At 70.0% G+C, this 26614-nt stretch carries 32 protein-coding genes; 17 read left to right on the forward strand and 15 right to left on the reverse strand.

The window, feature by feature from the left end; translation table 11 throughout:
• Nucleotides 1–30 precede the first annotated feature (30 nt).
• The 3 genes from trpA to F9C11_RS14430 form a co-directional block, all read right to left on the reverse strand.
• Nucleotides 31–744 carry a tryptophan synthase subunit alpha gene (trpA, locus tag F9C11_RS14420; RefSeq protein ID WP_409185367.1) on the reverse strand — a complete coding sequence of 238 codons (714 nt, stop codon included), beginning with the start codon at nt 742–744 and terminating at the stop codon, nt 31–33.
• Nucleotides 741–1898: a tryptophan synthase subunit beta gene (gene trpB, locus F9C11_RS14425; RefSeq protein ID WP_409185368.1), complete on the reverse strand. Its 1158-nt coding sequence runs from the start codon at nt 1896–1898 to the stop codon at nt 741–743. Before trpB ends, trpA begins: the two co-directional genes overlap by 4 nt.
• A 69-nt stretch (nt 1899–1967) precedes the next feature.
• Nucleotides 1968–2579, reverse strand: a complete 612-nt coding sequence (locus F9C11_RS14430) for a maleylpyruvate isomerase family mycothiol-dependent enzyme (RefSeq protein WP_409185369.1) — start codon at nt 2577–2579, stop codon at nt 1968–1970.
• Nucleotides 2580–2641: 62 nt separating this feature from the next.
• Between F9C11_RS14430 and F9C11_RS14435 the strand changes: the two genes are divergently transcribed.
• Nucleotides 2642–3607 carry a sigma-70 family RNA polymerase sigma factor gene (locus F9C11_RS14435; RefSeq protein ID WP_409185370.1) on the forward strand — a complete coding sequence of 322 codons (966 nt, stop codon included), beginning with the start codon at nt 2642–2644 and terminating at the stop codon, nt 3605–3607.
• Here the strand turns inward: F9C11_RS14435 and F9C11_RS14440 are convergent.
• The gene (locus F9C11_RS14440) at nt 3597–4175 is read right to left on the reverse strand and encodes an XRE family transcriptional regulator (RefSeq protein ID WP_409185371.1); all 579 of its coding nucleotides are present in this window, start codon (nt 4173–4175) and stop codon (nt 3597–3599) included. The two genes, F9C11_RS14435 and F9C11_RS14440, sit on opposite strands and share 11 nt — an antisense overlap.
• 86 nt (nt 4176–4261) lie before the next feature.
• Between F9C11_RS14440 and F9C11_RS14445 the strand changes: the two genes are divergently transcribed.
• Both F9C11_RS14445 and F9C11_RS14450 read left to right on the forward strand, forming a co-directional pair.
• Complete coding sequence (locus F9C11_RS14445; protein ID WP_409185372.1) at nt 4262–4825, forward strand: class I SAM-dependent methyltransferase; 564 nt, start codon at nt 4262–4264, stop codon at nt 4823–4825.
• Nucleotides 4826–4865: 40 nt separating this feature from the next.
• Entirely contained in the window at nt 4866–5549 is a 684-nt protein-coding gene (locus F9C11_RS14450) for a class I SAM-dependent methyltransferase (RefSeq protein WP_409185373.1), read from the forward strand.
• Here the strand turns inward: F9C11_RS14450 and F9C11_RS14455 are convergent.
• Nucleotides 5503–6831, reverse strand: a complete 1329-nt coding sequence (locus tag F9C11_RS14455) for an MFS transporter (protein WP_409185374.1) — start codon at nt 6829–6831, stop codon at nt 5503–5505. The two genes, F9C11_RS14450 and F9C11_RS14455, sit on opposite strands and share 47 nt — an antisense overlap.
• A gap of 84 nt (nt 6832–6915) precedes the next feature.
• On the opposite strand from F9C11_RS14455, the gene F9C11_RS14460 reads away from it, so the two are divergent.
• The 6 genes from F9C11_RS14460 to F9C11_RS14485 all read left to right on the forward strand — a co-directional run bounded on the left by F9C11_RS14460 (nt 6916) and on the right by F9C11_RS14485 (nt 12002).
• Nucleotides 6916–7728 carry a helix-turn-helix transcriptional regulator gene (locus F9C11_RS14460; protein WP_409185375.1) on the forward strand — a complete coding sequence of 271 codons (813 nt, stop codon included), beginning with the start codon at nt 6916–6918 and terminating at the stop codon, nt 7726–7728.
• Nucleotides 7729–7887: 159 nt separating this feature from the next.
• A complete protein-coding gene (locus tag F9C11_RS14465; RefSeq protein WP_409185376.1) occupies nt 7888–9468 on the forward strand; it encodes an ABC-F family ATP-binding cassette domain-containing protein in 1581 nt (526 codons plus the stop codon).
• 99 nt (nt 9469–9567) lie between these two features.
• A complete protein-coding gene (locus tag F9C11_RS14470) occupies nt 9568–10029 on the forward strand; it encodes a GNAT family N-acetyltransferase (protein WP_409185377.1) in 462 nt (153 codons plus the stop codon).
• A gap of 64 nt (nt 10030–10093) precedes the next feature.
• A complete protein-coding gene (locus F9C11_RS14475; RefSeq protein WP_409185378.1) occupies nt 10094–10273 on the forward strand; it encodes a hypothetical protein in 180 nt (59 codons plus the stop codon).
• Between the two features lie 29 nt (nt 10274–10302).
• Nucleotides 10303–11133: an FAD-dependent oxidoreductase gene (locus F9C11_RS14480; protein ID WP_409185379.1), complete on the forward strand. Its 831-nt coding sequence runs from the start codon at nt 10303–10305 to the stop codon at nt 11131–11133.
• A gap of 11 nt (nt 11134–11144) precedes the next feature.
• Complete coding sequence (locus F9C11_RS14485) at nt 11145–12002, forward strand: sigma factor (RefSeq protein WP_409185380.1); 858 nt, start codon at nt 11145–11147, stop codon at nt 12000–12002.
• Here F9C11_RS14485 and F9C11_RS14490 read toward each other — a convergent pair.
• On the reverse strand, nt 11989–12630 hold the full coding sequence (locus tag F9C11_RS14490; protein WP_409185381.1) for a TetR/AcrR family transcriptional regulator: 642 nt from the start codon (nt 12628–12630) through the stop codon (nt 11989–11991). The genes F9C11_RS14485 and F9C11_RS14490 overlap by 14 nt on opposite strands.
• A gap of 80 nt (nt 12631–12710) precedes the next feature.
• Here F9C11_RS14490 and F9C11_RS14495 point away from each other — a divergent pair, with 80 nt between their 5' ends.
• Genes F9C11_RS14495 through F9C11_RS14505 form a run of 3 tightly spaced genes read left to right on the forward strand, consistent with a single transcriptional unit; the run spans nt 12711 to nt 15345 of the window.
• Nucleotides 12711–14195, forward strand: coding sequence for a flavin-containing monooxygenase (locus F9C11_RS14495; protein ID WP_409185382.1), 1485 nt, complete (start codon nt 12711–12713; stop codon nt 14193–14195).
• Nucleotides 14196–14245: 50 nt separating this feature from the next.
• Nucleotides 14246–14779, forward strand: a complete 534-nt coding sequence (locus F9C11_RS14500) for a hypothetical protein (protein ID WP_409185383.1) — start codon at nt 14246–14248, stop codon at nt 14777–14779.
• Nucleotides 14776–15345 (forward strand): hypothetical protein, encoded by a 570-nt coding sequence (locus F9C11_RS14505; protein ID WP_409185384.1) that lies wholly within the window; start codon nt 14776–14778, stop codon nt 15343–15345. The genes F9C11_RS14500 and F9C11_RS14505 overlap by 4 nt, the downstream gene beginning before the upstream one ends.
• On the opposite strand, the gene F9C11_RS14510 is transcribed toward F9C11_RS14505, so the two are convergent.
• The 3 genes from F9C11_RS14510 to F9C11_RS14520 all read right to left on the reverse strand — a co-directional run bounded on the left by F9C11_RS14510 (nt 15342) and on the right by F9C11_RS14520 (nt 17424).
• The gene (locus F9C11_RS14510) at nt 15342–16076 is read right to left on the reverse strand and encodes an ABC transporter permease (RefSeq protein WP_409185385.1); all 735 of its coding nucleotides are present in this window, start codon (nt 16074–16076) and stop codon (nt 15342–15344) included. The two genes, F9C11_RS14505 and F9C11_RS14510, sit on opposite strands and share 4 nt — an antisense overlap.
• A complete protein-coding gene (locus tag F9C11_RS14515) occupies nt 16073–16786 on the reverse strand; it encodes an ABC transporter ATP-binding protein (RefSeq protein WP_409185386.1) in 714 nt (237 codons plus the stop codon). Before F9C11_RS14515 ends, F9C11_RS14510 begins: the two co-directional genes overlap by 4 nt.
• A gap of 62 nt (nt 16787–16848) precedes the next feature.
• Complete coding sequence (locus F9C11_RS14520) at nt 16849–17424, reverse strand: TetR family transcriptional regulator (protein ID WP_409185387.1); 576 nt, start codon at nt 17422–17424, stop codon at nt 16849–16851.
• Between the two features lie 141 nt (nt 17425–17565).
• Here F9C11_RS14520 and F9C11_RS14525 point away from each other — a divergent pair, with 141 nt between their 5' ends.
• Nucleotides 17566–18189: a response regulator transcription factor gene (locus tag F9C11_RS14525; RefSeq protein WP_409185388.1), complete on the forward strand. Its 624-nt coding sequence runs from the start codon at nt 17566–17568 to the stop codon at nt 18187–18189.
• 123 nt (nt 18190–18312) lie between these two features.
• On the opposite strand, the gene F9C11_RS14530 is transcribed toward F9C11_RS14525, so the two are convergent.
• Nucleotides 18313–18951: a response regulator transcription factor gene (locus tag F9C11_RS14530; protein ID WP_409185389.1), complete on the reverse strand. Its 639-nt coding sequence runs from the start codon at nt 18949–18951 to the stop codon at nt 18313–18315.
• A gap of 213 nt (nt 18952–19164) precedes the next feature.
• Here F9C11_RS14530 and F9C11_RS14535 point away from each other — a divergent pair, with 213 nt between their 5' ends.
• Nucleotides 19165–19695 (forward strand): hypothetical protein, encoded by a 531-nt coding sequence (locus tag F9C11_RS14535; RefSeq protein WP_409185390.1) that lies wholly within the window; start codon nt 19165–19167, stop codon nt 19693–19695.
• Here the strand turns inward: F9C11_RS14535 and F9C11_RS14540 are convergent.
• Both F9C11_RS14540 and F9C11_RS14545 read right to left on the reverse strand, forming a co-directional pair.
• Nucleotides 19692–21266 carry a multicopper oxidase family protein gene (locus tag F9C11_RS14540; RefSeq protein ID WP_409185391.1) on the reverse strand — a complete coding sequence of 525 codons (1575 nt, stop codon included), beginning with the start codon at nt 21264–21266 and terminating at the stop codon, nt 19692–19694. The genes F9C11_RS14535 and F9C11_RS14540 overlap by 4 nt on opposite strands.
• A complete protein-coding gene (locus F9C11_RS14545; protein ID WP_409185392.1) occupies nt 21263–21652 on the reverse strand; it encodes a hypothetical protein in 390 nt (129 codons plus the stop codon). Before F9C11_RS14545 ends, F9C11_RS14540 begins: the two co-directional genes overlap by 4 nt.
• Nucleotides 21653–21758: 106 nt before the next feature.
• On the opposite strand from F9C11_RS14545, the gene F9C11_RS14550 reads away from it, so the two are divergent.
• Complete coding sequence (locus F9C11_RS14550) at nt 21759–22634, forward strand: LysR family transcriptional regulator (RefSeq protein ID WP_409185393.1); 876 nt, start codon at nt 21759–21761, stop codon at nt 22632–22634.
• Here F9C11_RS14550 and F9C11_RS14555 read toward each other — a convergent pair.
• Both F9C11_RS14555 and F9C11_RS14560 read right to left on the reverse strand, forming a co-directional pair.
• Nucleotides 22619–23167, reverse strand: a complete 549-nt coding sequence (locus F9C11_RS14555) for an NAD(P)H-dependent oxidoreductase (protein WP_409185394.1) — start codon at nt 23165–23167, stop codon at nt 22619–22621. The genes F9C11_RS14550 and F9C11_RS14555 overlap by 16 nt on opposite strands.
• Complete coding sequence (locus F9C11_RS14560) at nt 23164–24222, reverse strand: LLM class flavin-dependent oxidoreductase (RefSeq protein ID WP_409185395.1); 1059 nt, start codon at nt 24220–24222, stop codon at nt 23164–23166. The genes F9C11_RS14555 and F9C11_RS14560 overlap by 4 nt, the downstream gene beginning before the upstream one ends.
• A 132-nt stretch (nt 24223–24354) precedes the next feature.
• On the opposite strand from F9C11_RS14560, the gene F9C11_RS14565 reads away from it, so the two are divergent.
• Nucleotides 24355–24795 (forward strand): MarR family winged helix-turn-helix transcriptional regulator, encoded by a 441-nt coding sequence (locus F9C11_RS14565; protein WP_409185396.1) that lies wholly within the window; start codon nt 24355–24357, stop codon nt 24793–24795.
• 107 nt (nt 24796–24902) lie between these two features.
• Nucleotides 24903–25838 (forward strand): XRE family transcriptional regulator, encoded by a 936-nt coding sequence (locus F9C11_RS14570; protein WP_409185397.1) that lies wholly within the window; start codon nt 24903–24905, stop codon nt 25836–25838.
• Here the strand turns inward: F9C11_RS14570 and F9C11_RS14575 are convergent.
• Nucleotides 25825–26607 carry a hypothetical protein gene (locus tag F9C11_RS14575; protein ID WP_409185398.1) on the reverse strand — a complete coding sequence of 261 codons (783 nt, stop codon included), beginning with the start codon at nt 26605–26607 and terminating at the stop codon, nt 25825–25827. The genes F9C11_RS14570 and F9C11_RS14575 overlap by 14 nt on opposite strands.
• Between the last annotated feature and the right edge of the window lie 7 nt (nt 26608–26614).

Genomic DNA, 26614 nt, shown 5'->3' on the forward strand with positions numbered 1-26614 from the left:
CTGGTCCAGTTCTGCGGGGACCAGCGGATTCTAGTCCAGCGCGGCGCGCAGGGTCGCGACGTACTCGCCGACCTCCGCCGGACCGGCGCCGTCGAGCACCCGGCGCATGATCGCCGCGCCCACGATCACGCCGTCGGCCACGCTCGCGGCCTCGGCGGCGTGCGCGGGCTGCGAGATGCCGAAGCCGATCAGGATCGGCAGGTCGGTGGTGTTCTTCAGCCGGGTGGCCAGCTCGATCGCGGAGGCGGGCAGGTGGTCGCGTTCGCCGGTGGTGCTCATCGACGAGACGGCGTAGACGAAACCTCGGCTCCGCGCGGCGATATCCTGTGCGCGGTCGGCTGGGGTCGCGGGGGAGACCAGCAGCGCCAGGTCTATTTCCTCCTCGAGCGCGGGTGCCTCTTCCAGCGGAAGGTCCGGCACGATCAGGCCGTCGGCTCCGGCATCTTTCAACTCGGTGCAGAACCCCTTGCGGACAGCCAGGTTGGCGTAGGTGCTCACGATGACCGGAACGTCCACTGTGGTCTCGTTAAGTGCCTTGAGGACACTTCGCGGTGTCGTTCCGTTGGCGAGCGCGACATTGGACGCTTCTTGGATGGTCACGCCGTCCAGCGTCGGGTCGGAGAACGGGATGCCGACTTCGATCGCGTCCGCCCCCGCTTCGACCAGCGCCGGGAGATGGTCGGTCCACTGTGGATTGACCCCGCCGGTGAGATACGGCATCAGGATTTTGCGGTCGGTTTTCATGCGCGGGACTCCTCGGAGCGGGCGATGAGCGTGGCGATGTCCTTGTCGCCGCGGCCGGACAGGGTGAGCAGAACCGTCGAACCCGCCGGAAGATCCGGCGTGCCAGCGGCTTCGGCTACCCAGGCGAGCGCGTGCGCGGATTCCAGCGCCGGGATGATTCCTTCGGTGCGAGCCAATTGCGCGGCCGCGGCGAGCGCGGCTTCATCGTTCACCGCGACGTACCGGGCCCGGCCGAGATCACGCAGCTGTGCGTGTTCCGGGCCGACGCCGGGGTAATCGAGCCCAGCCGCGATCGAGTGGGCTTCGCGGATTTGCCCGTGCTCGTCCTGCAGGAACAGCGACCGCGAGCCGTGCAGCACTCCGGCCTGGCCGAACGTCGCGCCCGACCCGCCGATCGCTTCCACCCCGACCAGCCGCGCGCTGGTGTCGGCGAATCCGGCGAAGGTGCCCGCCGCGTTGGATCCGCCGCCGACGCACGCGACGACGAAATCCGGCACGGTTTCGTGCTGCTCGCGGGCTTCCTCGCCGATCACGCGCTGGAATTCCCGCACCAGCCACGGATACGGATGCGGTCCGACGACCGAGCCGAGGCAGTAGTGCGCCTCTTCGGTCGAGCTGACCCAGTGCCGCATCGCTTCGCTGGTCGCGTCCTTGAGCGTGCGGCTGCCGGTGCGGACCGGGACGACCTCCGCACCGAGGTAGCGCATGCGGAACACGTTGTGCGACTGGCGTTCGACGTCCTGTTCGCCCATGAACACCGTGACCGGCAGGTCGAGCAGCGCGCCCGCGGTGGCCGTCGCGACGCCGTGCATCCCGGCCCCGGTCTCGGCGATCAGCCGCCGCTTGCCCATCCGCTTCGCGAGCAGCGCCTGGCCGACCGCGTTGTTGATCTTGTGCGAGCCGGTGTGCGTGAGATCCTCCCGCTTGAGCGCGACGCGCACGCCGAGTTCCGCGGACAACCGCTCGGCGGGCGTCACCGGCGTGGGCCGGCCGACGTGCCGGGCGAGCATCATCTGGAGCTGCTCGCGGAAGCCGGGGTCGGCCCAGGCCTTCTCGAACGCGTCGGCGACTTCGAGGCAGGCGGGCACCAGGGATTCCGGCACCCAGCGCCCGCCGTACTCCCCGAAGCGTCCTTCTTGGGTCGGGGTGCGCATGGGCAGCTCCTTAGAGTTCTATAACTGTCTCCACTGTTATAGAACTCTTGCCGAGCGGGCGCAAGCCCGTCAGCGCTGCCGCAGCACCTCGACGCCGTCGCCGTCCAGGTCGTCGAGGAACCGGGAACGGCCGGTCATCGCCATGATCAGCGCGAGCGTCGGGCCGGACACGAGTGGTCCCGAGCCGCCGGAAAAGTCACTGTCGGTGGCCGCGAGGCGCAGGCCTTGGACGCGTCCTTTGGCGAGCACCACGAGGTCGGAACCGAGGTAGTAGCGGGCCACGGCGGTGAGCGTGCCGATCGGGTACTCGCGGCGGATCCCGAGCGGACGGCGGATGTCCTCGCCGTGCACGACGGTTTCGCCGAGCATCGCCACGACCGGCAGCGGCGGTTTGGTCGTGCTGGTCACGACCCGGCGGAAGCGGGCCAGCGTGTCGGCCGGACTGTCGCCGAGCTGCTCGGCCAGCCGCATCGCGACCTGCCGGTCGAAGTCGAAACGGCAGCGCAGCACGCCCGCCATCCAGCGCGCCGGCGTCAGCGACGCTCCCGCGGTGACGTGGGCCAGCACCTCGCGGACGGAGAGTCCCTCGCACAGGGACGGCGTGTCCCATTGGGCGGCGGACAGCCGCGCGAGGTCGTCGGCCAGCGCGGCGCGTTCGGTGTGGATCTGCGGCCAGGTCATTCCAGGTCTCCTCGGTAGTCGTTGCCAGGTGAGACCGGCTGGATGCGGCAGAATCGTCGGTCGTGCGGGAATTTTCTTCGGCAGCCGCGTTCACCCGGGCGGTGGCCCCGTTGCGTGCGGAATTGCGTGCGCACTGTTACCGGATGCTGGGCTCGATGCACGACGCCGACGACGCCGTGCAAGAGGCGCTGCTGCGAGCGTGGCGCGGGTTGCCGGGGTTCGAGGGCCGCAGCGCGCTGCGCACCTGGCTGTACACGGTCGCCACGCGCACCTGCCTGGACCTGATCGAGCAGCGCGGCCGCCGGGCGCTGCCGGTCGACCTCGGCCCGTCGAGCGACCAGGTGGTGCTCGACTCGGCCCCGCGCACCGACGTGGCCTGGCTCAGCCCGTACCCGGATTACCCCGCGGCCAGCTACGAACAACGCGAGGCGGTCGAACTCGCTTTCGTCGCCGCCTGCCGCCACCTGCCGGGCAACCAGCGGGCGGCGCTGCTGCTGTTCGACGTCCTCGGCTTCTCCGCCGCCGAGATCGCCACGATGATGGAAACGTCAGTGACCTCAGTGAACTCCGCCTTGGCCCGCGCCCGCCGGACCATCTCGGCCCACGTGCCCGCCCGCACTCAGCAGCAGACGCTGCGCACCCTCGGCGACGGCCGCCTCCAGGAACTGGTGAGCGGTTTCGCGACCGCTCTCGCCGAAGGCGATGTCGACGGACTGGTCGAGCTGCTGACCGAGGACGTCACGTGGTCGATGCCACCGCTGCCGCATTGGTATCGCGGCCGGTCCGCGGTGGTGGAATTCGCTTTCGAAGTCCCGATGAAGCGCTGCCCGAGCTGGCGGTTCCAGTTGCTCAGCGCGAACGCTCAGCCCGCGGTGGCGTTCTATCTCGGCGGTTCGGCGACGGTGCCGCACGAAGCGTGGTCCATCACCGTCCTGACCCTGCGCGAGGACCGGATCTGCGATCTCACGTCCTTCCTCGGCGCGGAGTACTTCCCGGCCTTCGGGCTGCCCGCCTCGGTCACGCCTTAGGCGCGGCGCGCACGTGCGCGCGCTGTCCTTGCCGGCCGATCAGGCACAGGTATTCGACCGGTTCCGCCGACGCCGCGCCGAACCAGTGCGGTACCCGGGTGTCGAATTCCGCGGCCTCGCCGGGGGAAAGCGTCAGCTCGTTCTCGCCGAGCACCAGCCGTAACTGTCCATTGAGGACATAAGCCCACTCGTAGCCCTCGTGCGTTCTGGGATCGGGTTCCCGCGGTTTCCGTTCTCCGGGCAGGATGAATTTGTACGCCTGGATTCCGCCCGGGCGGCGTGTCAACGGCAGGATCGTCACGCCGTCGGCGCAGCTGATCGGGCGAAGGTGGATACGCGGATCGCCGGTCTGCGGTGCGTCGACCAGCTCGTCGAGGGTCACGCCGTGCGCGCGGGCCAGCGGCAGCAGCTGTTCCAGGGTGGGCCGCCGGTTGCCGGACTCGAGCCGGGACAGGGTGCTGGCCGCGATGCCGGTCCGCGCGGACAGTTCGGCGAGCGTGATCTCCCGCTTCCGGCGCAGCTCGCGCAACCGGGGGCCGACTGCGTCCAGGGCACGGTCGTCGTCCATTCCCCGAGTTTGACAGATTGGCAAGGTTGCTTGCCAGTTGTGCCGGCGGGCTCGCAAGGTGGAACGGGACGAGGAAAGGAACCGTTGTGCCGCACGCATTCGATCAGTCCTATTGGGACGAACACTGGGCCGCCGCCACCGGACACGCGCGGCTGGGACCGCATCCGCAGCTGGTCGAGCAGGCCGGAAAACTCCCGCCCGGACGCGCGCTGGACGCGGGCTGCGGGGAAGGCGCCGAGGCGAGCTGGCTCGCCGAACACGGCTGGCGGGTGACAGCGGTCGACCTGTCGGAGGAAGTGCTGCGGCGGGCGCGCGAACGGTCCAGCGAGGTCGAGTGGATCTGCGCGGACCTGCTGAACTGGACCCCGGCTGGGCAGTTCGACCTGGTCACCACGCATTACGTGCACGCCGCGGGCCCGTTGTTCGAGCGGCTGGCGGAGTGGGTCGCACCGGGCGGGACGCTGCTGGTGGTCGGGCATCACCACGGGGAGCAGCATCCGCCGGAGTCGAGGATCACCGTGCACGACGTCGGCCTCGACCCAGGGCAGTGGGAGATCACGGTCGCCGAGAACCGGACGCGGAAGGTGCCGGGCGGGGAATTGCACGACACGATTCTCTGTGCTCGCAAGGTTTCTTCGCCCAACGCGTAATCAATGGCGACGCGTCGTGGCCCGGCGGTGCAATGGCGTGATGGCGGCCTACGACGAAATCGCGGACTGGTACGAGCAAGAGTTCCTCCGCGCCCAGCCGGTGCATCTCGGGACGGAGGCGCTGCGAGACCTTCTCGGCACCGGCAGCGGCGTGTGCCTGGAGATCGGTTGCGGCACCGGGGTGCACGCTGACCTGGTGCGGGAGCTGGGCTGGACCCCGCTCGGCGTCGACCTGTCCGGCGGGATGCTGCGGCACGCCAGCGCCCGGCTGCCGATCGCGCGGGCCGACGCCGCACGGTTGCCGGTTCGGGACCGCAGTGTAGACGCGGTCGTCTCGGTGCTGGTGCACACCGACATGCCGGAGTATTTCGCCGTGCTGCGCGAAGTAGCGCGGGTGCTGCGGCCGGGCGGAGTGTTCGTGCATGTCGGGGTCCACCCGTGCTTTTGCGGAGGGTTCGCCGACCGCGGCGACCCGGCGGCGGTGGTGGTCCGGCCGGGCTATCTCGACGGGCACTGGACCAAGGAGTCGTGGACCGACCAGGGGATTCGCGACAAAGTCGGCGCGAGGCACTGGCCGTTGCCGGATTTGCTGAACGCCTTCCTCGACGCCGGGCTGACTCTGGACCGGTTCGGCGAGACCGGGACTCCGCTCCCGATCGTGCTGGCGGTTCGCGCGTTCATCGGCGCGGCAGCAGGCGAAGAACCACTATCGCACCGCCGGTGAGAGCCAGAATCCCGCCGCAGGCCAGCGCGAGTGCGTGCAGCGGTGAACCCGGCAGCGCGGAGTAGTAGACCGCGCCGATCACCGCGACTCCCAGTGCTCCGCCGATTTGCTGACCGGTCGCGAGGACGCCGGAAGCCATCCCGGCGTCCTCGCGGGGGACGGCGGCGAGGACGTGGTTCAGAAGCGGCGGGACGAGAAGACCTTGACCTGCGCCGATGAGCGCTAGCGCGGGGACGAAGGACCAGAAGTGAGCCGACAGCGCGATCAGGACGGCATAGCCGAGTCCAGCGGTCACCGCGCCGGTGAGCGGCGCGCGGGGCACTCGGCCGCCGAACAGGCTCATCGCGAGGAAGGCGGCGGCGAACGGCAGGTAGGTCAGCGCGGCGTCGAGCGGGCTGAGGCCGAGACCGTCTTGCAGGGCAAGGGAAAGCACCAGGAAGAACGAATTGATCCCGGCGTAGGTGAGCAACACCAGACCCATGCCGAGACTGAATCCGCGCTGCCGCAGCAGTCCCGGGCGCACCAGCGGGGCGGCGACCCGGCGTTCGACGGCGGCGAAGATCCCGAGCGCGACGGCACCGCCGGCGAGGCTGCACCAGGACCACAGCGGCCAGCCCGCTTCCCGTCCGGTGACGAGCGGCAGGACGAGCAGGGCGAGGGCGACGGTCAGCACGGCGGTGCCGCGAAGGTCGAGTCGCGCGGTGCCGTCCGGCCGGGTTCGCGGCAAGAAGCGGGCGGCGAGAACGAGGGTGAGCAGTCCGATCGGGACGTTGACCCAGAAGATCGCCCGCCACGGGCTGCCGAAGAGGTTCGCGGTCACGAGAACCCCGCCCAGCAGCTGGCCGGTGACGCCGGACAGTCCGAGGACCGCGCCCAGCACGGCGAACGCCCTCGGCCGCTGCGGGCCGGGCACGACGACGTGAATCATCGCGAGCACCTGCGGGAACATCGCCGCGGCACCGAGGCCCTGGACGAAGCGCGCGGCGACCAGCCATCCCGCTCCCGGGGCGGCGGCGCACGCGGCGGACGCCCCGGTGAACAGCAGCAGCCCGGCCAGGAACACCGGTTTCCGGCCGCGGAGGTCGCCGAGCCGGGCGAACGTGATGAGTGCCACGGCGTACGCGAGCTGGTAACCGGCGAGCAGGAGTTGGAGTTCGGCCGGCGAGGCGCCGAGGTCGGAGCGGATGGCGGGGGCGGCGACGAACACGATGAACGTGTCCAGCACCGCCATGAAAACGCCAATGAGCAGGATCGCGAGCGAGCGCCAGGAAACGGGGGGCATGGCTTGATCGTCGGCAGCGGGCCGGACGCGGAGGTAGCGGGCGAATATGCTGGTATCGCCACTACCCGGACCGGAGAGGAACGCATGTCGTCAGCGTCGCGCCGACGCGCTCTCGCGGACTTCCTGCGTTCGCGGCGCGACCGGCTCACCCCGGCCGAGGTCGGTCTTCCGGCGGGGCCGCGCCGTCGCGCGCCGGGCCTGCGCCGGGAGGAACTCGCGCAGCTGGCCGGGGTCAGCGTCACCTGGTACACGTGGCTCGAACAGGCGCGGGACATCACCGTCAGCAGGCAGGTGCTCGCGAGCCTGGCCCGGGAACTGCGGCTTTCCGAGACGGAACGGCAGCATCTCTTCGCACTCGCCGAGGAACCGCCGGACCGCCCGCCGGAGTCCTCTCCGCGGATGTTGCGGGGCATGGTCGACGCGCTGGACCCCAACCCGGCCTACGTGCTGGACGCGCATTGGGACTTCGTGGCGTGGAACCGGGCCGAGGCCGCGCTGATCGGCGATCCGGCGCTGCTGCCCGACGCCGAACGGAACCTGCTGTGGCTGGTGTTCGCCGTGCCGCGGATTCGCACGCTGCTGGTCGATTGGCCCGGACAGGCCCGGAATCTCCTCGCGCAGTACCGGGCCGACGCCGCGAACCGGGCCGAGGACGCGCGTGCGGCCGAGCTGGTCCGGACGCTGCGCGAGGCCAGCCCGGAGTTCGGGGAGTGGTGGGCCGCCCACGACGTCGCGCCGTTCACCGGGAACCGGCGCGTGTTCAACCATCCGAGGGCGGGCGTCCTCGCCTTCGATTACGTGAAACTGTCCACAATGGACGACAGTGGCCGGAAGCTGTTCACCTGCTTGCCCGCCGATCCCGACACCGCCTCGAAGCTCCCGTTGCTGACGGCGTGAAATGCGGATGCGCGCCTTCTCGCGGGCGCCTATCCTGTCGATCGTGATACAGCACCAGCTCTACCTCTGAGGGATCACCGCCTCCACCGGTACCGCGCGCGTTCGCGGCACCGGCCCTCGTCCTTTGCTGCTGTCACTTTTCCTCGGAGGCATTCCCTCATGACATCTTCGCTTTCGCCCGCGCGCGTTCGCGCGGCGCACGTCCGGCTGTCCGACGTTCACGTCGCCTTCGGCGGCCGTCCGGTGCTCGCCGGGGTCGATCTGGTCGCGGCGGCCGGCGACCGGATCGCCGTCGTCGGCGAGAACGGGCGCGGCAAGACCACCCTGTTGCGCGTGCTCGCCGGAACCCAGCCTGCCGACCGCGGCGAGGTCCGCCGGGCGGGCACGATCGGCGTCGCCGACCAGCAGATTCCGTTGGGAGGAAAGGAAACCGTTGGTGATCTGATCGATCTCGAACTGACCGCCGTACGCACCGCGCTGGCCAAGTTGGAAGCTGCGACCACCGCGCTCGCCGAAGAACAACCCGGCGCGGACGACGCCTTCGCCGCCGCGCTCGCGGACGCCGAAGCCCTCGACGCCTGGGACGCGGACCGGCGGGTCGAGGTGTCGCTCGCCGCGCTGAACGCGGTCGACGACCGAACCCGTCCGCTGGGGACGCTGTCGGTCGGGCAGCGGCATCGCGTCCGGCTGGCTTGCCTGCTCGGCGCGGGCCATTCCGTGCTGCTGCTGGACGAGCCGACCAACCACCTCGACGCCTCCGGTCTCGCACACCTCACCGAGCGGCTGCGTGCGTACCCGGGCGTGGTCGTGCTGGTGAGCCACGACCGCGCGTTGCTCGCCGACGTCGCCACGTTTGTGCTGGACCTCGACCCGTCGAGCGACGGCCGCCCGCGCGGCTACGGAGGTGGCTACTCGGCGTACGTCGAGGCCCGGCAAGCCGAACGGGCCCGCTGGGAGGCACTGCACGCCGAGCAACTGGCCGAACGCCAGCGGTTGGCGGACGACCTTTCCGCCGCACAGAACCGGTTGCGCGACAACTGGCGTCCGGAAAAGGGCCACGGCAAGCACACCCGCGCGACCCGTGCGCCCGGGTTGGTCCGCGCCGTACACCGGCGGCAGGAGGAGTTGAACGCGCACGTGGTGGCTGTTCCGCCGCCGCCAGCGAAGTTCGTCATGCCGGAATTGCCGCGGCACCAAGGAACTGTCGCGCTGCGGGCCGCTGGGGTGAGTGTCGCCGGACGGCTGGACCAGCCGGTCGACCTGACCCTCGGCGGCGCGGACCGGCTCGTCGTCACCGGCCGGAACGGCGCGGGGAAATCGACCTTGCTGACCGTGCTCGCCGGGGCGCTGGAGCCGACCTCGGGCACGGTCACGCGCGCCCGATCGGTGCGGATCGGGTGGCTGGGCCAAGAATCCGACCTGCCCGCCCGGCGCACCGCGACCGAACTGCTGGAGCAACGGTTCCCGGGCTCGGCTGACCTCGGCTTGCTCAGCGGCTACGACCGGCACCGCCCGATCGGCGAGCTGTCCACCGGCGCTCGGCGGCGGCTGGATCTGGCACTGGTCCTGGCCGCCCGGCCGCAGGTGCTCCTGCTGGACGAGCCGACCAACCACCTGTCCGCGACGCTGGTCGACGAGCTGACCGCTGCCCTGCAGACGACCCCGGCCGCGGTGGTGGTGGCCACTCACGACCGGCAGTTGTTGCGCGACACGGCGTCCTGGCCGAGGTTGTCGCTGTAGGCCCGTGAGGGCCACCCTGAGGGAAGCTGATTCCCTCAGGGTTCCCCTCACGGACCTGGGTACCGCCGGACCCCGCATCAGCACGGCAGACTGGGGGACATGCCGCTGCTGATCGACCGCGCCGACTTCGCGAACCCGCGACTGCGAGCCTTCCTGCAAGCTCACCTGGACGACCTAGCCCCAACCGCACCGCCGGAGAGCCGCCACGCCCTCGACTTGGCCGCACTCCAGCGTCCGGACGTCCGGCTCTGGACCGTCCAGGACGGTGAGCACATCGTCGGCACCGCAGCCTTGGCAGCGCTGGAACCACGGCACGAGGAGTTGAAAAGCATGCGCACCGATCCCGCCCGACGTGGGGAAGGCATCGCCCGCACGCTCCTGGACCACCTGCTCCAGGACGCCAAAAACCGCGGCATCGAACGAATCTCCCTGGAGACCGGCAGCATGGAGTTCTTCGCCCCGGCCCGCGCCCTGTACACGCGAGCGGGCTTCACCCCGTGCGCACCGTTCGGCAGCTACCGAGACGACCCGAACAGCACCTACCTCACTCGCCAGATCTGAGCTGTCACAGATTTCCCCCGGCCGGTGTCCATCCGCTGAACACCCGAAAGCGGAGGAGGACAGCATGACGACGACAGTGCTCGGCGCGGGATACGCCGGGGTCATGGCCGCGAACCGGCTGGCCGGACGCGGCGAGGAGGTAGTGCTGGTCACCCCGAATCCGTGGTTTGTCGAGCGGATTCGGCTGCACCGCGTCGCGACCGGCTTCGGGAAAACGCCCGGCTCGACCTGGAAACCGTCCTGAATCCGGCCGTCGAGGTCGTCCCCAGTGCGGTGACCAAGATCGGCGACGACCAGATCCAGCTGGCCTCCGGGGAGAACCTGCCCTACGACACCCTCGTCTACGCCGTCGGATCCGGGGCCAGCAACGAAAACCGCGGCTATCGGGTCGTCTCCGAGCCGGAGGCCGAACGGCTCCGCGCCGCCCTCGCCGAGGCGCCGGACGCTCCGGTCACCATCGTCGGCGCGGGCCTGACCGGGGTCGAGCTGGCCGGTGCGCTCCGTGAAGCCGGACGCGCGGTCAAGCTGGTCTCCACCGCCCCGAACCGCCGCGCGATTCGAGCGCACCTGCGGTTTCTCGCCAAACAAGGGGTCGAGATCGAGCTCGGCCGACGCGTCGATCCAGCCGAGCTCGACGGGCTCGTCGTGGACACCACGGGGTTCACCGTGCCGGGTCTCGCCGCCGATTCGGGGCTGCCGGTCGACGAGTTCGGCCGGTTGCTGGTGGACGAGCGGCTCACCGTCTCCGGCCATCCGAACATCCTCGGCGCGGGCGACGCCGTGCACCTCGAGTCGCCCAGTTACCTCCGCGCCGCGTGCGCGACCGCGTTGCCGATGGGCGCGCACGCCGCCGACGTCATCACCGCGCGTCGGCAAGGGAAGCCCGGGGAAGCGTTCGGGATGGGCTACGTGCTCCAGTGCACGGACCTCGGCAGCGGACGCGGGCGCGTCCAGTTTCTGCACCCGGACGACACCGAGCGGGCAATCGCGATCGACGGGCGCGCCGGCGGGCTGGTGAAGGAGACGATCTGCAGGATGAGCGTGCGCTGGCTGACCCAGGAGCGGGAGCGCGCGGGCCGCTACTCGTGGCCGGCCGGCGCCTAGAGTTGGCCAGCATGGAGCATGGTGCCGTCTTCACCGCGCACCGGTCGACGATGCTCGCCGCCGCGTTTCACATCACTGGTTCTCGTCACGACGCGGAGGACGTCGTGCAGGACGCGTGGGAAGCCTGGTCCCGGGTGGACCTCGCGACGGTCCGCAAGCCGCACGCGTTTCTGTCCGTGATGGTGTCACGGCTGGCGCTCAATGCGGTCCGCGCGCAGCGGCGCCGGCGCGAGCACTACCCCGGCCCCTGGCTGCCGGATCCGGTCGTCGCGGGGGATTCGCCCGAGTGGGAGGTGCTGCATCGCGACGGTCTGGGCCAGGCGCTCGACTTCGTGCTGAGTACGTTGACCCCGGAGCAGGCAGCCGCGTATGTCCTGCGCAAGGTGCTCGACGTCGACTACCCGTCGGTCGCCGAGGTGCTGGAGACGACGCCCGCCGCGGCCCGCCAGCTCGTCTCGCGCGCGCAACGGGCGGTGACCTCGGCGATCGGCGATTCCTTGCCAGATCAGGGGAATCATGACGCCCAGGCGCTGGCGAAGCTGGCCGACGCGGTGTTGTCCGGCGAGATCGGGAGAGTCGCCGCGCTGCTGGCCCCGGACGCGGTCCTGTACTCCGACGGCGGCGGCAAGGTTCTCGCCGCGCGCAAGCCGTTGTTCGGCCCGGACCGGATCGCGCAGTTCCTCATCGGAATATCCACTATGGAGGAAGTGGCAATCGTCCCCGCGGTCATCAACGGCGGAGCCGGCGCGGTTTTCCTGCGGGAGGGTGCGGTGACGATGACCGCGACCGTGCGTGCGGGCGAAGCGGGCGTGTCGACGCTGTGTTTCGTGCGCAATCCCGACAAGCTGGCCGCGGTCACTCTCGGCTAGCCGCGATCCCGTCGTACATCATCCGCCGCACGGCCTCGCTCAGCCAGCGTTGTTCGGCGGGATCCGGGTTGCGCAGCGAGGCGATCGCCGACGCCAGGATCATCCCGTTGATCGCTCGCGCGCTGTTCTCGATGTCGAGATCCGCGCGCAGGTACCCGAGTTCCACGCCGTGCGAGAGGTACGCCGCGGTCAGCTCGGTGGCCAGCTCGAAGAAGTCGAGCACCCGCGCCGCCATCGCTTTGTCGATGCCGGCGGCTTCGAAGAGCAGCAGCCGCGGGACGCGCGGGTCCTCGCCGAAGATCTGCGCCAGCGCGTCGCCGATCCGGGCGGTCTGCTCGCGGTAGGCGTCCAAAGTGGACACCGCGTCCGGCGCGTTCTCCGCGGTGAGCGCGGTGACGATGCGGGCGACCAGATCGTCGATGACGTGGTCGACGATGTCGCGCTTGTTCTGGAAGTAGCGGTAGAAGGTGCCGTGCCCGATGCCGAGCTTGGTGGCGATGTCGGAGATGCCGGTGGCGTGGTAGCCGAGGTCGGCGAAGCAGTCGAACGCCGCGTCGATGATCTCGCGGCGCAGTTCCTGCTTCTTGCGCTCGGCGCGCGTGGTGCGGGGGCTCTCCTGGGCTGTCACGCACTGCAGTGTATTGCCAAGCCCGGCGAAGTGACATACGGTTCCGTTACTGACAAGTAGTTCCGGACGAGAGGTCGGACATGGACTCCCCCTACGACGCAGTCATCGTCGGCGCCGGCTTCGGCGGCATGGGAGCGGCCATCCAGCTGCGCCGCCTCGGCTACCGCGACCTGCTGATTCTCGACCGCGAGGACGACCTCGGCGGGACCTGGCACGTGAACCGGTACCCGGGGCTGGCCGTCGACATCCCGTCGTCCACCTACTCCTACTCGTTCGAACCCAATCCGTACTGGTCTCGGCTGTTCGCGCCGGGCGCGGAGCTGAAGAAGTACGCCGAGCACGTCGCCGACAAGTACGGCCTGCGCGCCTCGATGCGATTCGGCACCGTGGTGACCGGCGCGACCTGGGACGGCTCCGGCTGGCGGGTCAGCATCGAAGGCGGCGAGACGGTCACCGCGAAGTACCTGCTCACCGCCACCGGGTTCCTGTCGCAGCCGAAGATGCCGGACATCGAGGGCATCGAGAAGTTCGCCGGCAAGGTCATCCACACCACCCAGTGGGACGACAGCTACGACCTCGCCGGCAAACGCGCCGCGGTGATCGGCACCGGCGCGACGGCCGTCCAGCTCATCCCGGAGATCGCCAAGGTCGCCGCGGAACTGACCGTCTACCAGCGCACGCCGATCTGGGTCAGCCCGAAGCCGGACTACGCCGTGCCGAAGCCGCTGCAGCAGGCGTTCGCGAAGCTGCCGCTGGCGCAGCGCGCGGTGCGGCTGGCGGGCAGTTCGATCCTGGAGCTGATGATGATCTCCGGCGTCGTGCAGTACCGGCAGTTCCGCGGCGCCAACCGGATCGCCGAACGCTGGTGCCGCGCGCATCTGCACCGCCAGGTCCGCGACCCGGAGCTGCGCCGCAAGCTGACGCCGGACTACTCGTTCGGCTGCAAGCGGCCGACCTTCTCCAACGACTACTTCCCGGCCTTCACCCGTCGGCACGTGCATCTGGAAACCACCAGCATCGAACGGATCGACGAGACCGGGATCGTCACCGCGGACGGCAAGCGCACCGAGATCGACACGCTCGTGCTGGCCACCGGCTTCAACCTGTGGGACACGAACTTCCCGGCGATCGAGATCATCGGCCGGGACGGCAGGAACCTCGGGAAGTGGTGGCGGGACAACCGGTTCCAGGCGTACGAGGGCGTGACCGTGCCCGGGTTCCCGAACCTGGTTTCGCTCAACAGCCCGTATTCCTACAGCGGGCTGTCGTACTTCACGACCATCGAATGCCAGATGAAGCACATCGACCGGCTGTTCACCGGGATGCGCGCCCGCGGTTCGGACGTGTTCGAGGTGACCCAGCGGGCGAACGACGAGTTCCTCGAGCGGATGAAACACAAGGTCGGGCACTCGGTGTTCGCGCTCGGTCAGTGCGCGACCGCCAACAGCTACTACTTCAACCAGCACGGCGAGGCGACCCTGCTGCGCCCGACGTCGACGATCAGCGCGCACCGGGAGGCCGTGCGGTTCCCGCTGGAGGATTACCGCTTCGCCGAATCCGGGTGAGGTTCGCCGGCCGGGGGAACCTCCGGCCCCCGATCAGCGTCGGGAAGGGCGTGAACACTCAGCAAGACGTGCTGGTCAGCCTCCGCACGCAGGCCGAACCCGTCCTCGGCAAGGACGCCGCGGCGCGGATTCGCGCGTTCGAGAACGGCGAGTTGTACGTCGAGGCGCGCACCGCTTCCACGATCTGGGCCTGGCTGGTCGACTTCCTGCTGGTCACCGGTCTCTCCGCGGCCGCGGCGGTGGCGTACTACTTCAAGTCGAACGCCGTCGACGCCGCGGTCGGGGCGAGCGTGATCGGGGTGGCTGGACTCTTTGTCCTGCCGCTGCTGTACGGCTGGTTCTACGGCAACGGACGCGGCCTCGGCGCGCTGTTCAACGGCATCCGCCTGGTCCGGCTCCGCGACGGCGGCCGGATCGGGCTCTGGAAGGCGGGCTGGGCGATGCTGATCCGCACGCTCGGCTTCGTGATCATCGCGCTCGGTGTGCTCAACGGCGATGTCACCGTGACCAACGGGGTGCGCACGAGCATCGACGTCCGCGAGACCGAACGGCTCCGCGCGGCCGGATTCCTCCGGAAGCCGTGAGTGGATACCAGGTCCGCGCGGTCGCGGACACGCCGGAGCAACGACTGCGCGACTACACCGCGCGGCTGCAGGCGATCGTCACCACGCGCCGGGTTTATCGGGTGATGACGGCCAGCCTCGCCGGGCTGTTCGGAGTCAGCGGGCTTCTGGTCGGCATGCTGGCCCACTCCGCCGCGGGCGGGTTCGGCCTGGCGGGCGGCGGGGTGTTCTTCGCGGTGCTGTGGCTCGGCGGGGTCTTGAGCTGGCGTAGTCGGCCCGCGACCGAACGGGCGTTGCGGCCGGGTTCGCATCCGCCTGCTGGCCGAACACCGGGGAACGTGCGGGGAGCTTTCTTTGCTGCGGCAGGGATGGGTTGTTTGGCGGCTGTCGTCTGTGGACTGTCCTTTATGTCCTCTCCACCGTCGGACCCGGAGCTGAAGCTGGCGATCATCGGGCTCGGCACGTTCGCGGTCTTCGCCGTTTTGTTCGTCCCGCCGGGATACGTTTACGCGCAGTCCGACCAGTACTTCGCGAAATGGCTCGACCGCAACCGCGCGGCTTACGAGGCAGCGGCTCGGCGGCTTTAAGGCGTGCGACGGCGGAGCGTCGCCGCACCAAGTCCCAGCGCGAGTACCGCGCAGCCGAGCACGATGAGAATGTTGCGGGTCAACGTCGTCGTCCAGTCCGCGCTGTGCGTCACCTGGGTGAGTGCTTCGACGGCGTAGGACAGCGGCATCACGTCCGACAGCCAGTGCAGCACCCAGCCCATCTGGTCGCGCGGCTGGAAAAGCCCGCACAGCAACGTTTGCGGCAGCACGAACAGCGGCATGAACTGCACGGCCTGGAACTCGCTCGTCGCGAACGCGCTCACGAACAGGCCCAGCGCCATGCCGAGCAACGCGTCGAGCACGGTGATCAGCAGCAGCGACCACACCGAACCGGCCACCGACAGCCCGAGCCACCACAGGCTGACCGCCGTCGCGACCGCCACCTGCAGCACCGCGACCAGCCCGAACGCCAGCGCGTACCCGGCGAGCAGGTCGAATTTCCGCAGCGGCAACGTCATCAGCCGCTCCAGGGTGCCCGCGGTGCGTTCGCGCAGGGTGGTGATCGACGCGATCAGGAACATGATCACGAACGGGAACACGCCGAGCAGCGCGGGGGCGATCCGGCTGAACGTCGCGGCCGAGTCGAACACGAAGCGCAGCAACAACATCAGCAGCGTCGGCACGAGAACGAGCATCACGACGGTGCGCGGATCGTGGCGCAGCTGGGTCAGGATGCGGCGAGTGGTGGCGAGGGTGATCGAGACAGTCATCGCTGGGCCTTCACCAGGTGCAGGAACGCGCGTTCGAGGTCTTGTTCACCGGTGGCCGCGCGCAGGGCGTCCGGCGAATCGTCGGCGAGCAGCGCGCCGTCGCGCATCAGCAGCAACCGGGTGCATCGGGCGGCTTCGTCCATGACGTGGCTGGACACCAGAAGCGTGGTGCCGTCGGCGGCGAGCCGATGGAAAACGTTCCACAAATGCTCGCGCAGCAACGGATCCAGCCCGACAGTCGGTTCGTCGAGCACGAGCAGCTCGGGTTTGCCGAGCAGCGCGACGGCGAGGCTCGCCCGGCTGCGCTGGCCGCCGGAGAGCCGCCCGACCAGCGCGTCGGCGTGCGAACCGAGGCCGACCTGCTCGATCGCGTCGGTCACCGAACGCGCAGGCGCGCCGAGCACGGAGGCGAAATAGCGCAGGGATTCGGTGACGGTGAGATCGGCGTAGACCGCCGGTGCTTGCGTGGCATACCCGATCCGCTTGCGCAGCCAGCGGCTCCCGGCGGGTTCGCCGAGCACGGTGACGGTGCCGCCGTGGGTCACCTGCACGCCGACGACCGCGCGCATCAGCGTGGTCTTCCCGCAGCCGCTAGGCCCGAGCAGCCCGGTGACCGAACCGGCCTCGACGCGGAAGCTCACGTCGCGCAGCACCTCCCGGCCACCGCGGACGACCCGCAGGCCGTCGATGACCACCGCGGAATTAATCATGCGGTTAATTCTGCGCGCGCGGAATTTCCCTGTCAAGGCCGGGCGGGGTGGATCGGCCGAGGTCAGGTGTGGTCGAGGTACTGCTGGACGGCGGGGGCGATCAGTGCGATGACGTCGTCGTGGGAGGCCTTGGCGAGGGGGTCGACCTGGATGACGTAGCGGATCATGGCGAGTCCGACGAGCTGGGCGGCGATGCCGGTGACCCGCAAGGGCGGGATGTCGAGGGCGGTGGCGATCTTGTCGAGCAGCGCGCCCTGGATGAAGCCGCGCAGCATGTCCGCGGCCTGTTCGGTCGTGGACACCGAACGCAGCACGCCGAAGAACGCGTCGCGCGAGGCCGGGGTTTCCCACAGGGTCAGAAACAGCCGGACGAGCCGTTCGCCGACGCCTGAGCGCGGGCCGTCCAGAATCGCGGCCACCACGACGCCCGGGTCGGCCGGAAGGTGCAGCGCGGTCGCGAAAACCTGGTCCTTGCTGCCGAAGAAATGGTGCACGAGCGCGGGATTCACGCCCGCCTCCGCGGCGATCGCGCGGATCGTCGCGCCCTCGTACCCGTTCCGGCCGAACAGGTCCCGCGCGGCGGCCAGAATGGCCTCCCGCGTTTCGGTCTGCCCGGGCCGACGTCCCGTCCGTGCCATCGGCGTCCTTTCGTCCTCCCCAGTATCGCGGGACCATGGGCGGTACAGCTGGCTGTACCTGATCTTTACCCCGCGCGGGATCGCCGGTCGTCCCGCCGGGGCCCTAGGTTGCGGGAGGACCGGAAGGGGAGGGGGAACGGGATGAACGGGGCGGCGGTGCGGAACGAAGCGGTCCGGGTGCTGATTCGAGCCTCGGATCCCCTTACCGAGACCGGGATCCGGAGCTGGTTGCAGACGCGGCCGGAGTTTTCCGTGGTGACCGCCGAGGCGGACGTGCTCGTCGTCGCGGCCGAGCTGCTCTCAGTGGAGGTGACGTCGACGTTGCGCGGACTGAAGGCCACTGTGGACGCTCCGGTGGTCCTGCTCGTCGACGAGGAGGCCGCCGGGGCCGCGGTGCTGACCGCGGTGGAATGCAACGTGGTCGCTCTGCTGAACCGCGAACGCACGTCGAGCGAGCAACTGGCCGCCGCGGTGCTGACGGCGTCCCGCGGCGGCGGAATCCTGCCCCCGGCGGCGCTGGGCACGCTCCTCAGCCATTTCCGCCGCCCGATGGACCCTCGCCCGACGCACAGTTCCGGCCTGACGCAGCGGGAAATCGACGTGCTGCGCCTGCTGGCCGAAGGCCTCGACACGGCGGAAACCGCGGAGAAAATCAACTTTTCGGAACGCGCGGTGAAGAAGGTCATCCACGATTTGTCGCAACGGCTGGACTTGCGCAATCGGACGCACGCGGTGGCGTATGCGCTTCGGAATGGCGCGATTTGAGGTGGGGGCTCTGGTTGATCGCGGAGGCGGCAATCGGGCGTGCGGCCGCCTGCGTATTCCGGAACGGGCGCGAGCCAAGCCGAGCCACCCCGCGACCGCGCCAGGCAATCCGGGCGAGGCGGTTCAGATGATGCCGGTCCTCAGCGCATACGCGACCGCGTGCGAGCGATTCCGCAGGTCGAACCGCACCAGCAGCGTGCTGATGATGTTCTTGATCGTCCGCTCCGAATACGCCATCCGGTCGGCGATTTCGACCGTGCCGAGACCGTCCGCGAGCAGGCCGAGGATTTGCACCTCGCGGGTTTGCAGCCGGTGCCGGTCGAGGAACCCTCGCGGGTACCGGGCCTCGGCCTCGCTGGTGCGGAATTCGTCGGTCAGCCTGGTCGCGCGGGACTCCTCCGGTTCCGCCACCGGCACCCGGGCGGCCAGTGCCTCCAGCAGCTTCTCGCGCGTCGCCGAACCGCGGTACAGCACCGCGGACAGGCCGAATCCGCCGAGCCTCGGCAGTTCCGCCTTTTCGATCCGGTCCGCGACCAGCACCGCGCGCACGTCCGGCATCAGCGCGCCCCGGCGGATGCGCGCCAGGTCGAGCAGGGTTTTCTCGCGGACCTCCGGCACGATCACGAGCAGGACGTCCGCGCGCGGCGCCTCGGCGGGGGCCAGCACGGCGTAGCGGGGCGTGCCGCGCAGGTAGGCGGCCGCGCCCTCGCCGCTGATCGGGTCGTGGGCGATGATCGCCACTCGTTCCGGCAATGCGCTCATGTCAGCTCACAGACGCGGCCCAGCGTAGTTAAGGACGTAATCGAACGTTAGTACTTGTAACCCTAGTTGCACGATAGCACTAGACGGCAGTCCAGTGCTGGTACTTGCCCGCACGACCGGATGGCGTTCGCGCAGCTTGAGCCAGGACATCCGGGACCGGTCCCGCCGCGCCGCGCTAGCTTGGCCGCCTTCTGGCGATGGAGGAGGGGTCTGGTGGCGGAACGAACGGTCGAGCGGACCAGGCGGCTGCCAGCCGGCGCGGCACTCGCGATCGGCTTCGCGGTGCTAGCGGCCGTTCGGGAGACGGCGTTCCTGATCTGGCCGTCCGCCACGGTCCCTTCGGCTCAGCCGAACGGCCGCTGGGACCCGGTCGACGCGTGGTCGCTGATCTCCGGGTACGTGCCCGCCGACGACGGCACCCTCTCGAGCAGCATGCTCGGCGGCCTGGTCAGCCAGGTCCTCTGCGGGGTGTGCTGCTTGGCCGGCGCGATGCTGCTGGCCCTGCGCAACCCGCTCGGCCGCACGCTCGTCCTGCTCGGTGCGGGCAGCAGGCTGCTGGTAGTCGCGGTCGCCCTGGTGGTCGCGTTCGTGCCGATCGACGGCAGCCGCGTGCTCGACCTGGACGGCGTCGGCGGCGGGTCTCTCGTGCGTTTCTTCCTGATCGACGCGGATTGGGTGCTACCGCTGCTGGTATGCGCGTTCGCGACGGGGCGGCGCGCGAAATCCTGGGTGCGGCCCCGTTAGACCGTCTTGAACGTGGCCATCATTCCCATGTCCTCGTGCTCGGCGTTGTGGCAATGGAACATGTACCGCCCGCGGTACCCGTCGAATCGCGCGATCACCTCGACCGCTTCGCCAGGCTGAAGGTCCACAGTGTCCTTTCGGCCCGCGTCGTGCGGCGCGGGAGCCTTGCCTCCGCGGGAAAGCACCTGGAAGTGCACCAGGTGCAGGTGGATCGGATGGTGCAGGTCCGCCACGAACCGCCAGATCTCGACGTCGCCGAGTCTCGGCTGGGCCGCGATGCGCGTCGGAGTGAAAGCCTCGCCGCCGATGGTCCAGCCGTGCCTGCCGTTGAACTGTCCACTTCGGAACGCGAACTCGCGCGTCACCGTCGCTTGTGCCCGGTCGAGTCGCTCCACTTCGGACAGTCGCGCCGGGATGCGGCTGTCCTCTTTGGCCCGGCGAGCGACGCGAAAACGCATTACCCGTGCGGTGGACCCGGTGCCGAGCCGGTTGACCAGCGTTACCTCGGTACCCACCGGATAAGCGCCGAAATCGACCACCACGTCGTACCGTTCGGCGGGCGCGATCGGCAGATGCTCGTGGCCGCGCGGGGCGTCGAGCAAGCCTTGGTCCGAGCCGATTTGCGTGAACGCCGGTCCGCTCGGCGGCGGCGGATCGAGGGCGAGGTCGTACCGGCGGGCATTGGAACCGTTGAGGAAGCGAAGCCGATACCGGGTCGCCGACACTTCCGCGACCGGCCACGGGGCTCCGTTCACCAGCAATACGTCACCGAGAACGCCTGCCGCGTAAGCGTCTTCGACCCCGGGCACCGACCGGAGGGACGGATCCAGCGACGGATACCGCATCGCTCCGTCTTCGGCGAAAGCGCGGTCGGTGATCACCAGCGGCAGTTCGCGCTCCCCGCGCGGCAGCGGCAAGGCGTCTTCCTCGTCGTCGCGGACGATGTGCAACCCGGCGAGGCCGCGGTAGACGGCCGGACCGGTGAAATCCATCCGGTGGTCGTGGTACCAGAGCATCGCGGCCTTCTGCCGCAACGGATACGTGTACTCGCGGGTGCCGGTGGTGACGACGGCGTCCGGATCGGCCATCCCTGCGTGGCCGTGCCCGGCGCCGGCCAGATACCGGCCGTCGGCGGGCAGGACGAGGTCGGTGGCGTATCCGTCGGACTCTGGTGGCGTGCGTCCGCCGTGCAGGTGCACGACAGTCGGCACCGGAAGTTCGTTGCGGTGCCGGACGATCGTGGTGCGGCCGCTGCGGGACTCGATCGTCGGACCGGGGAAAATGCCTTCGTAACCCCAGATCGGCGTGCGCAGTCCGGGAAGGATCTCCGCGGTGCTCGCCCGTTGTGCGATCTCGTACCGGTCGACGCCGCCGTCTCGGGACACCGGCTTCAGCACCGGCGGCAGCGGCAACGGGACCTGAAACGGTTGCGGCAGCGGCACTTCGCTGGTCAGCAGTTCACCGGTGGCGGCGGCCGGGCGAAGCAGCCGCGGGGTGACGAACCCGGCGGTGAGCACGACCCCGGCGCCGCCGGCCAGCCCGAGAAACCGGCGGCGCGACATCCCGCTCATCGCCGCGCCCCGGTCCGCCAGATGCCGAACAACGTCCCGAGCGCGATCGCGACCAGCGCGACGCCGAGCGGAATGTGCAGGTCGAGCGCACCGGCTTGGCCCGCGAAGTACTGCGCGGTCTCGCCGCCGGCCAGCAGCAGGCTCGCCCAGAACGGCCACTGGACGCCGCCGCGCCACCAGTACAGCGCGGCGGGTACGAGCTGTATCAGCGCGACCGTCGACACGATGTTCGCGCCGAGTTCGTGCATCGCCAGCATGGCGTAATCGCCGATCAGATACCGTCCGGCGAACACCGGCTGGCCGAGGATCGCGATGGCGTGCACCGTCACGACCGCCCGCAGCACCACCAGCAACGTCCGCCCGCGTGTCAGGGCCGCTTCGGCCACCGTTCCCCCTTGTGCGCGTAAGTCTTCCCCCGTTCAGACGCTAAGCTGAAGTTCTCATGCCGTCCAAGACCAAATTCGGCATATATTCATGACCTCGGAGCTATGAATGGACCTGCTTCAGCTGCGTTACTTCCAGGCGGTCGCCTACCGCGGCCACCTCAGCCAGGCGGCGGCCGAGCTGCACATCGCCCAGCCTTCGCTGAGCCGGGCGATCGCGCGGCTGGAGGCGGATCTCGGCGTCCCGCTGTTCGAACGCGCCGGGCGAGGGCTGCGGCTCAACCACTTCGGCACCACGTTCCTGCGCCGCGTCGACCGGGCCCTGCGCGAACTCGACGACGCCCGCCAGGAACTCGTCGACCTGGCTGGTCTGGACCACGGCCGGGTCGCCGTCGCGGCGGAAACCCTGCTCACGCTCACCGGCCTGATGAGCGCCTTCCGCGCCGAGTACCCCGGCATCGAGCTGCGGCTTTACCAATCGTCGGCGGAAACCATGGCGCAGCAGCTGTGCGCGGGCGAGGTCGACCTGTGCTTTGCCTCGCAGCCGCTGCGGCAGCCTGGCCTGCAGGCGAAAGAGCTGCTGCGCGAAGAAGTGCTGCTCGCCGTGCCCAGCACGCATCGGCTGGCGCGCCGCAAACGCGTCCGGATGGCGGATCTCGCGAACGAGCCGATGGTGACCACCCGGCCCGGCTACTGGCCGCGCACGCTGGCGGACCGCCTTTTCGCCGAGGCCGGGCTGGAACCGAACTACTGCTGCGAGAGCGACGAACCCGGCGCGACCGGCCAGCTGATCGCGAGCGGCCTGGGGGTCGGCCTGGTGCCGGAGGTCGCCCGGCAGGCCGCCAAGGACGAGGCGGCTGTCGGGCTGCGGCTGGATGTTCCGGATTGCTCTCGGACGTTGACCGTCGTGCGGCGCGCGGACGCGTATCTTTCCGCGGCGGCACAACGGTTGACGGAATTCGCGACGGCCTACTTCGCCTCCTGAACCGTCAGCGCCGGAAGGAACCGGGCCGCGGACGAAACCGCGATCTCGATCCGGCCGTGCACGCGCGGATTCAACAGCACGGTGCCGTCGAAATCCCCGCTGGAGGCGAAGATCGCGACCGGCAGCGTCAGGGCTTGGAAGAACCCGAACAACGGCCGCAGCGCGTGCTCCAGGACGAGCGCGTGGTGCTCGCCGCCGCCGGTCGCGGCCAGCAGGACGGGTTTGTCGACGAGCGCGTACTGGTCGACCAGGTCGAAGAACTGCTTGAACATCCCGGGATACGAACCGCGGAACACCGGCGTCGCCGCGATCAGCAGGTCCGCCTCTTCGGCTCTCCGCAACGCCGCCTCGACCTCCGGCGGCGCGTCCGGCCGTTCGATGATTCCGCCGAGCCCCAGCCGGTAGACGTCGATCCGCGACGCTTCCACGGGAACCAGCCCGCCGAGCGTGTCCAGAATGACGTCCACCAGCCCCATCGTCTTGGACGGCCGGCTCGGGCTCCCGTTGACGACCACCGCCCGCAGCCCGCTCACGCCGCGATCTCCCGCCGCACGACCGGCGCGACCTCGGCGCCGAACCGCTCGATCGCGGCGAGATGCTCCTTCTGCGGCACCCCGCCGAAACCGAGCTGGACCAGCACCCGGTTCAGCCCGTAGAACTCGTGGTAGGCAAGCAGTTTCTCGATCAGCTCCGCCGAACTGCCCACCAGCAGCCCCGACCCGGGCGAAGCCTGTGCTTCGAAAGCGGCCCGCGAGATCCGCATGCCTTCGCCGCGTTGATGGTTGTTCTCCAGCATGCCCTGCGCGAAATAGGGATACATGGTCTCGCGCGCCTCCTGGCTGGTGCGCCCGGCATACCCGTGCACGTTGATGCTGATCGCCGCCGGCTCGTGCCCGGCTTCCCGCGCCGCTTGCCGGTAGAGCGCGGCGGTCTGCTCGTGCTGCGTCAACGGCCCCAGCAGCAGCGCCAACGCCATCGGCAGCCCGCGCCGGCCGGTGCTGACCGCCGATGCCGCGGACCCGCCGACGCCCACCCAGATCGGCAATCCGTCCGCACGCGGGGCGATGTCCGCTTCGTCGAGCGGCGCGCGGAACTTTCCCTTCCAGGTCAACGGGTTCTGCTCGCGGATCGCCAGCAGGAGGTCGAGCTTCTCGCGGAAGAGTTCGGCGTAATCGGCGAGGTCGTAGCCGAAGAGCGGGAAGGATTCGGTGTACGACCCGCGGCCCGCGATGATTTCGGCCCGGCCTTCCGACAGCAGGTCGAGCGTCGCGAACTGCTCCCACACCCGCACCGGGTCCTCGGAACTCAGCACGGTCACCGCGCTGGTCAGCCGGATGCGTTCGGTGCGCTCGGCGGCCGCGGCGAGCAGGATCGAGGGCGCGGACCCGACGAAGTCGGTGCGGTGGTGCTCGCCGACGCCGAACACGTCGAGCCCGACCTGGTCGGCGACCTGCGCCTGCTCGATCGTCTCGCGCACCCGCTGCCGCGGCGAGGGGAGCTTCCCGGAAACCGGGTCCCGGGTCAGTTCGCCGAAGGTCATGACGCCGAGCTCGAACGGCCGCGGCCCGGCGGTCTGCGGTTCAGCCATGGTCGGTGCTCCTTTCCGGTGCCCGCCGCCGCGTCGCGGACGGGCCTGCCGGAATTAACCTGTCTGCGCAGACAACTATTTCCGGTGGTGGCCGCGATCACCCGTTTGCCGGGCCCCGGTTACCGTGTGGCCATGGCGAGCGACGGTCTGCGGGACCTGGAACAGGAGGCGTGGAGCGGGTTCCTGCGCACGCACGAGCGGCTGTGGCGCGCGCTGGCCGACGGGCTCGCGCCGCTGAACGTGAGCATGGCGGAGTACAGCGTGCTGGCCCTGCTGGCCGAGGCGGGCGACGCGGGCATGCGGATGACCGACCTCGCGCAGCGGCGGCTGATGTCCACCGGCGGCTTCACCCGGCTGGCCGACCGGCTCGTCCGCCGGGGGCTGATCGAACGCCGCCAATCGGCCGTCGACGCCCGCAGCTTCGACGCGGTGCTGACCGCGCAGGGCCGGGCGCTGATGCGCAAAGCCCGCCGCCGCCATCACGAGGACCTCCGGACGCTGTTCTTCGACCGGCTGGACGACGAGCAGCTGCGCCTTCTGGCCTCCGTGTGGCGGAATCTCGGGGACGGCTGAGCCGCCCCAGGCGGGGTGATTTGCCCGATTCTCGACCATGGACGGTTGTTGCCCGGTCACGAACTGCTCATGCTGAACAGCTATTCGGCACGAGCAGGGGAAGCCAGATGCAGCAGCAGAGCTTGGCGGTCCGGTGGTCGGCGCGAACAGTCCGGTCCGGCCCGTTCCACCGCGCGTTGTCCGAGGCCGTCGACCGGCGCGGGCTGTCCCTTTCGCGGCTGCGCGCCCATCTCGCCGCGCACGGGGTTTCGGTCGCCGAGTCCACGCTGAGTTACTGGCAGCGCGGTCTGCGCAGCCCGTCCGCGCCCCGCTCGCTCGACGTCGTGCGCGCTCTGGAGTCGGTGCTGAACCTGCCGCCGGACAGCCTGGTCGTGCTGATCGGACCGCACCGGACCGCGGACGCCGACCGCCGTCCGTCGCTGCCGGAACTCCAGCAGAGCTGGGCGGAAACGTTCGCGCTGCGCGACGAGCTGAGCGGCACGCCGGGTGTGGAGGAGAACGCCGATCTCGACGTCGCGACGGTGGTCGACGTGCTGACGCTCGGCGCGCAAGGCAGGACCGAGGAGATCTCCTCGACCATGGTGGTGCGGGCCCGGAGATCCGGTCCGGACAGCTTCCTGGTGACGCACCAGGACGAGGAGGGCAGCGACGTCACGGCGACGGAGATCGTCGCGGTCGACGGCTGCCGGGTCGGGCGGGTGCGCCGCAGCGCGCGGTCGGCGGGGATGGTGTTCGAGGTGCTCTTCGACCGGGGCCTCGCCGAGGGGGAGACCCACACGTTCGGCTTCACGCTGCGTCCCGCCGCCTCGGTCCGGCCGGGGAGTTTCCACCGGGTCGTGCGCTCCCGCATGTCGGCGTACCTGCTGCGGCTGCGCTTCGACCCGGCCGCGCTGCCCGCGCGCTGCCTGCGGACCGTCCGGCCGCGGGAGGACCTGGAGCTGCTGGTCCGCGAGCCGCTGTTCTGCGGGCCGGGGAACACGATCAGCGCCTACTTCGAGGAACTCGGCGTCGGCATCGCCGGGGTCGACCTCATTTGGGACTGATCCGCCGTTTCGTCCAGCGCCACAACAGGAACGCGCCGCCGGCGGCCACTGCGGAACCGAACACGATCAGCCCGACGGTCAGCGAACCGGCCGGTCCGGTGTCGCGCTGGAGGGTCTGCTTGAACCCGATCCCGCCGCTGCGCTGGTAATCCGAACCGGGCAGTTTGTCGGCGTAGCGGGCATGCACCTGCCGCTGGTACTCGGCGATCGGGGTGAACTGGCCGACCGGCGACTGCGGAAGGCTGGCCTGCAACAGCACGACGCCGTCGCGGCCGAGGTCGTACCAGCCGTTGATCTGCGGTTCGTTCAGCAGCACCGAACCCGGGCGCAGCCGGGCGCTGAGCGTCTCCTCGTCGTTGCCGGACAACACGTTCCCGACCGACCAGCCGTTCGGCGCGGTGCGGTCGGGCGCGGCGCGGAGGGTGGCTTTCGCGCCGGTGGCCGCGGTGGCCGTCACCGCGATCGCCCGCAGCACCCCGGCCGGCGCGCCCGGTTTCGCGGTGACGAAGTCGGGGTTGAGCGTGTAGACCGGGAAACCCTGGTTCCCGAGGGTGATCCGGCCCGGATCGGCGTGGCCGACCTGCCGGAAGTTCGACTTGGCGAAACTGATCGCGCGTGCCGTTTCCGCGGCTTTGACCGCGGCCGCGACGTCCTGCTCCGACGGCGGCGCGACCCACGAGGCCCCGGCGGCCTCGGCGGGACCGGCGGACAGGAGCGCCGCGACCGCGATCGCCGCGCCGGCGGCGAACTTCCGGCAGATCTCACCCATGGCGGCT

Origin of the sequence: Amycolatopsis sp. VS8301801F10 (assembly GCF_046195355.1) — a bacterium.
Lineage (GTDB): Bacteria > Actinomycetota > Actinomycetes > Mycobacteriales > Pseudonocardiaceae > Amycolatopsis.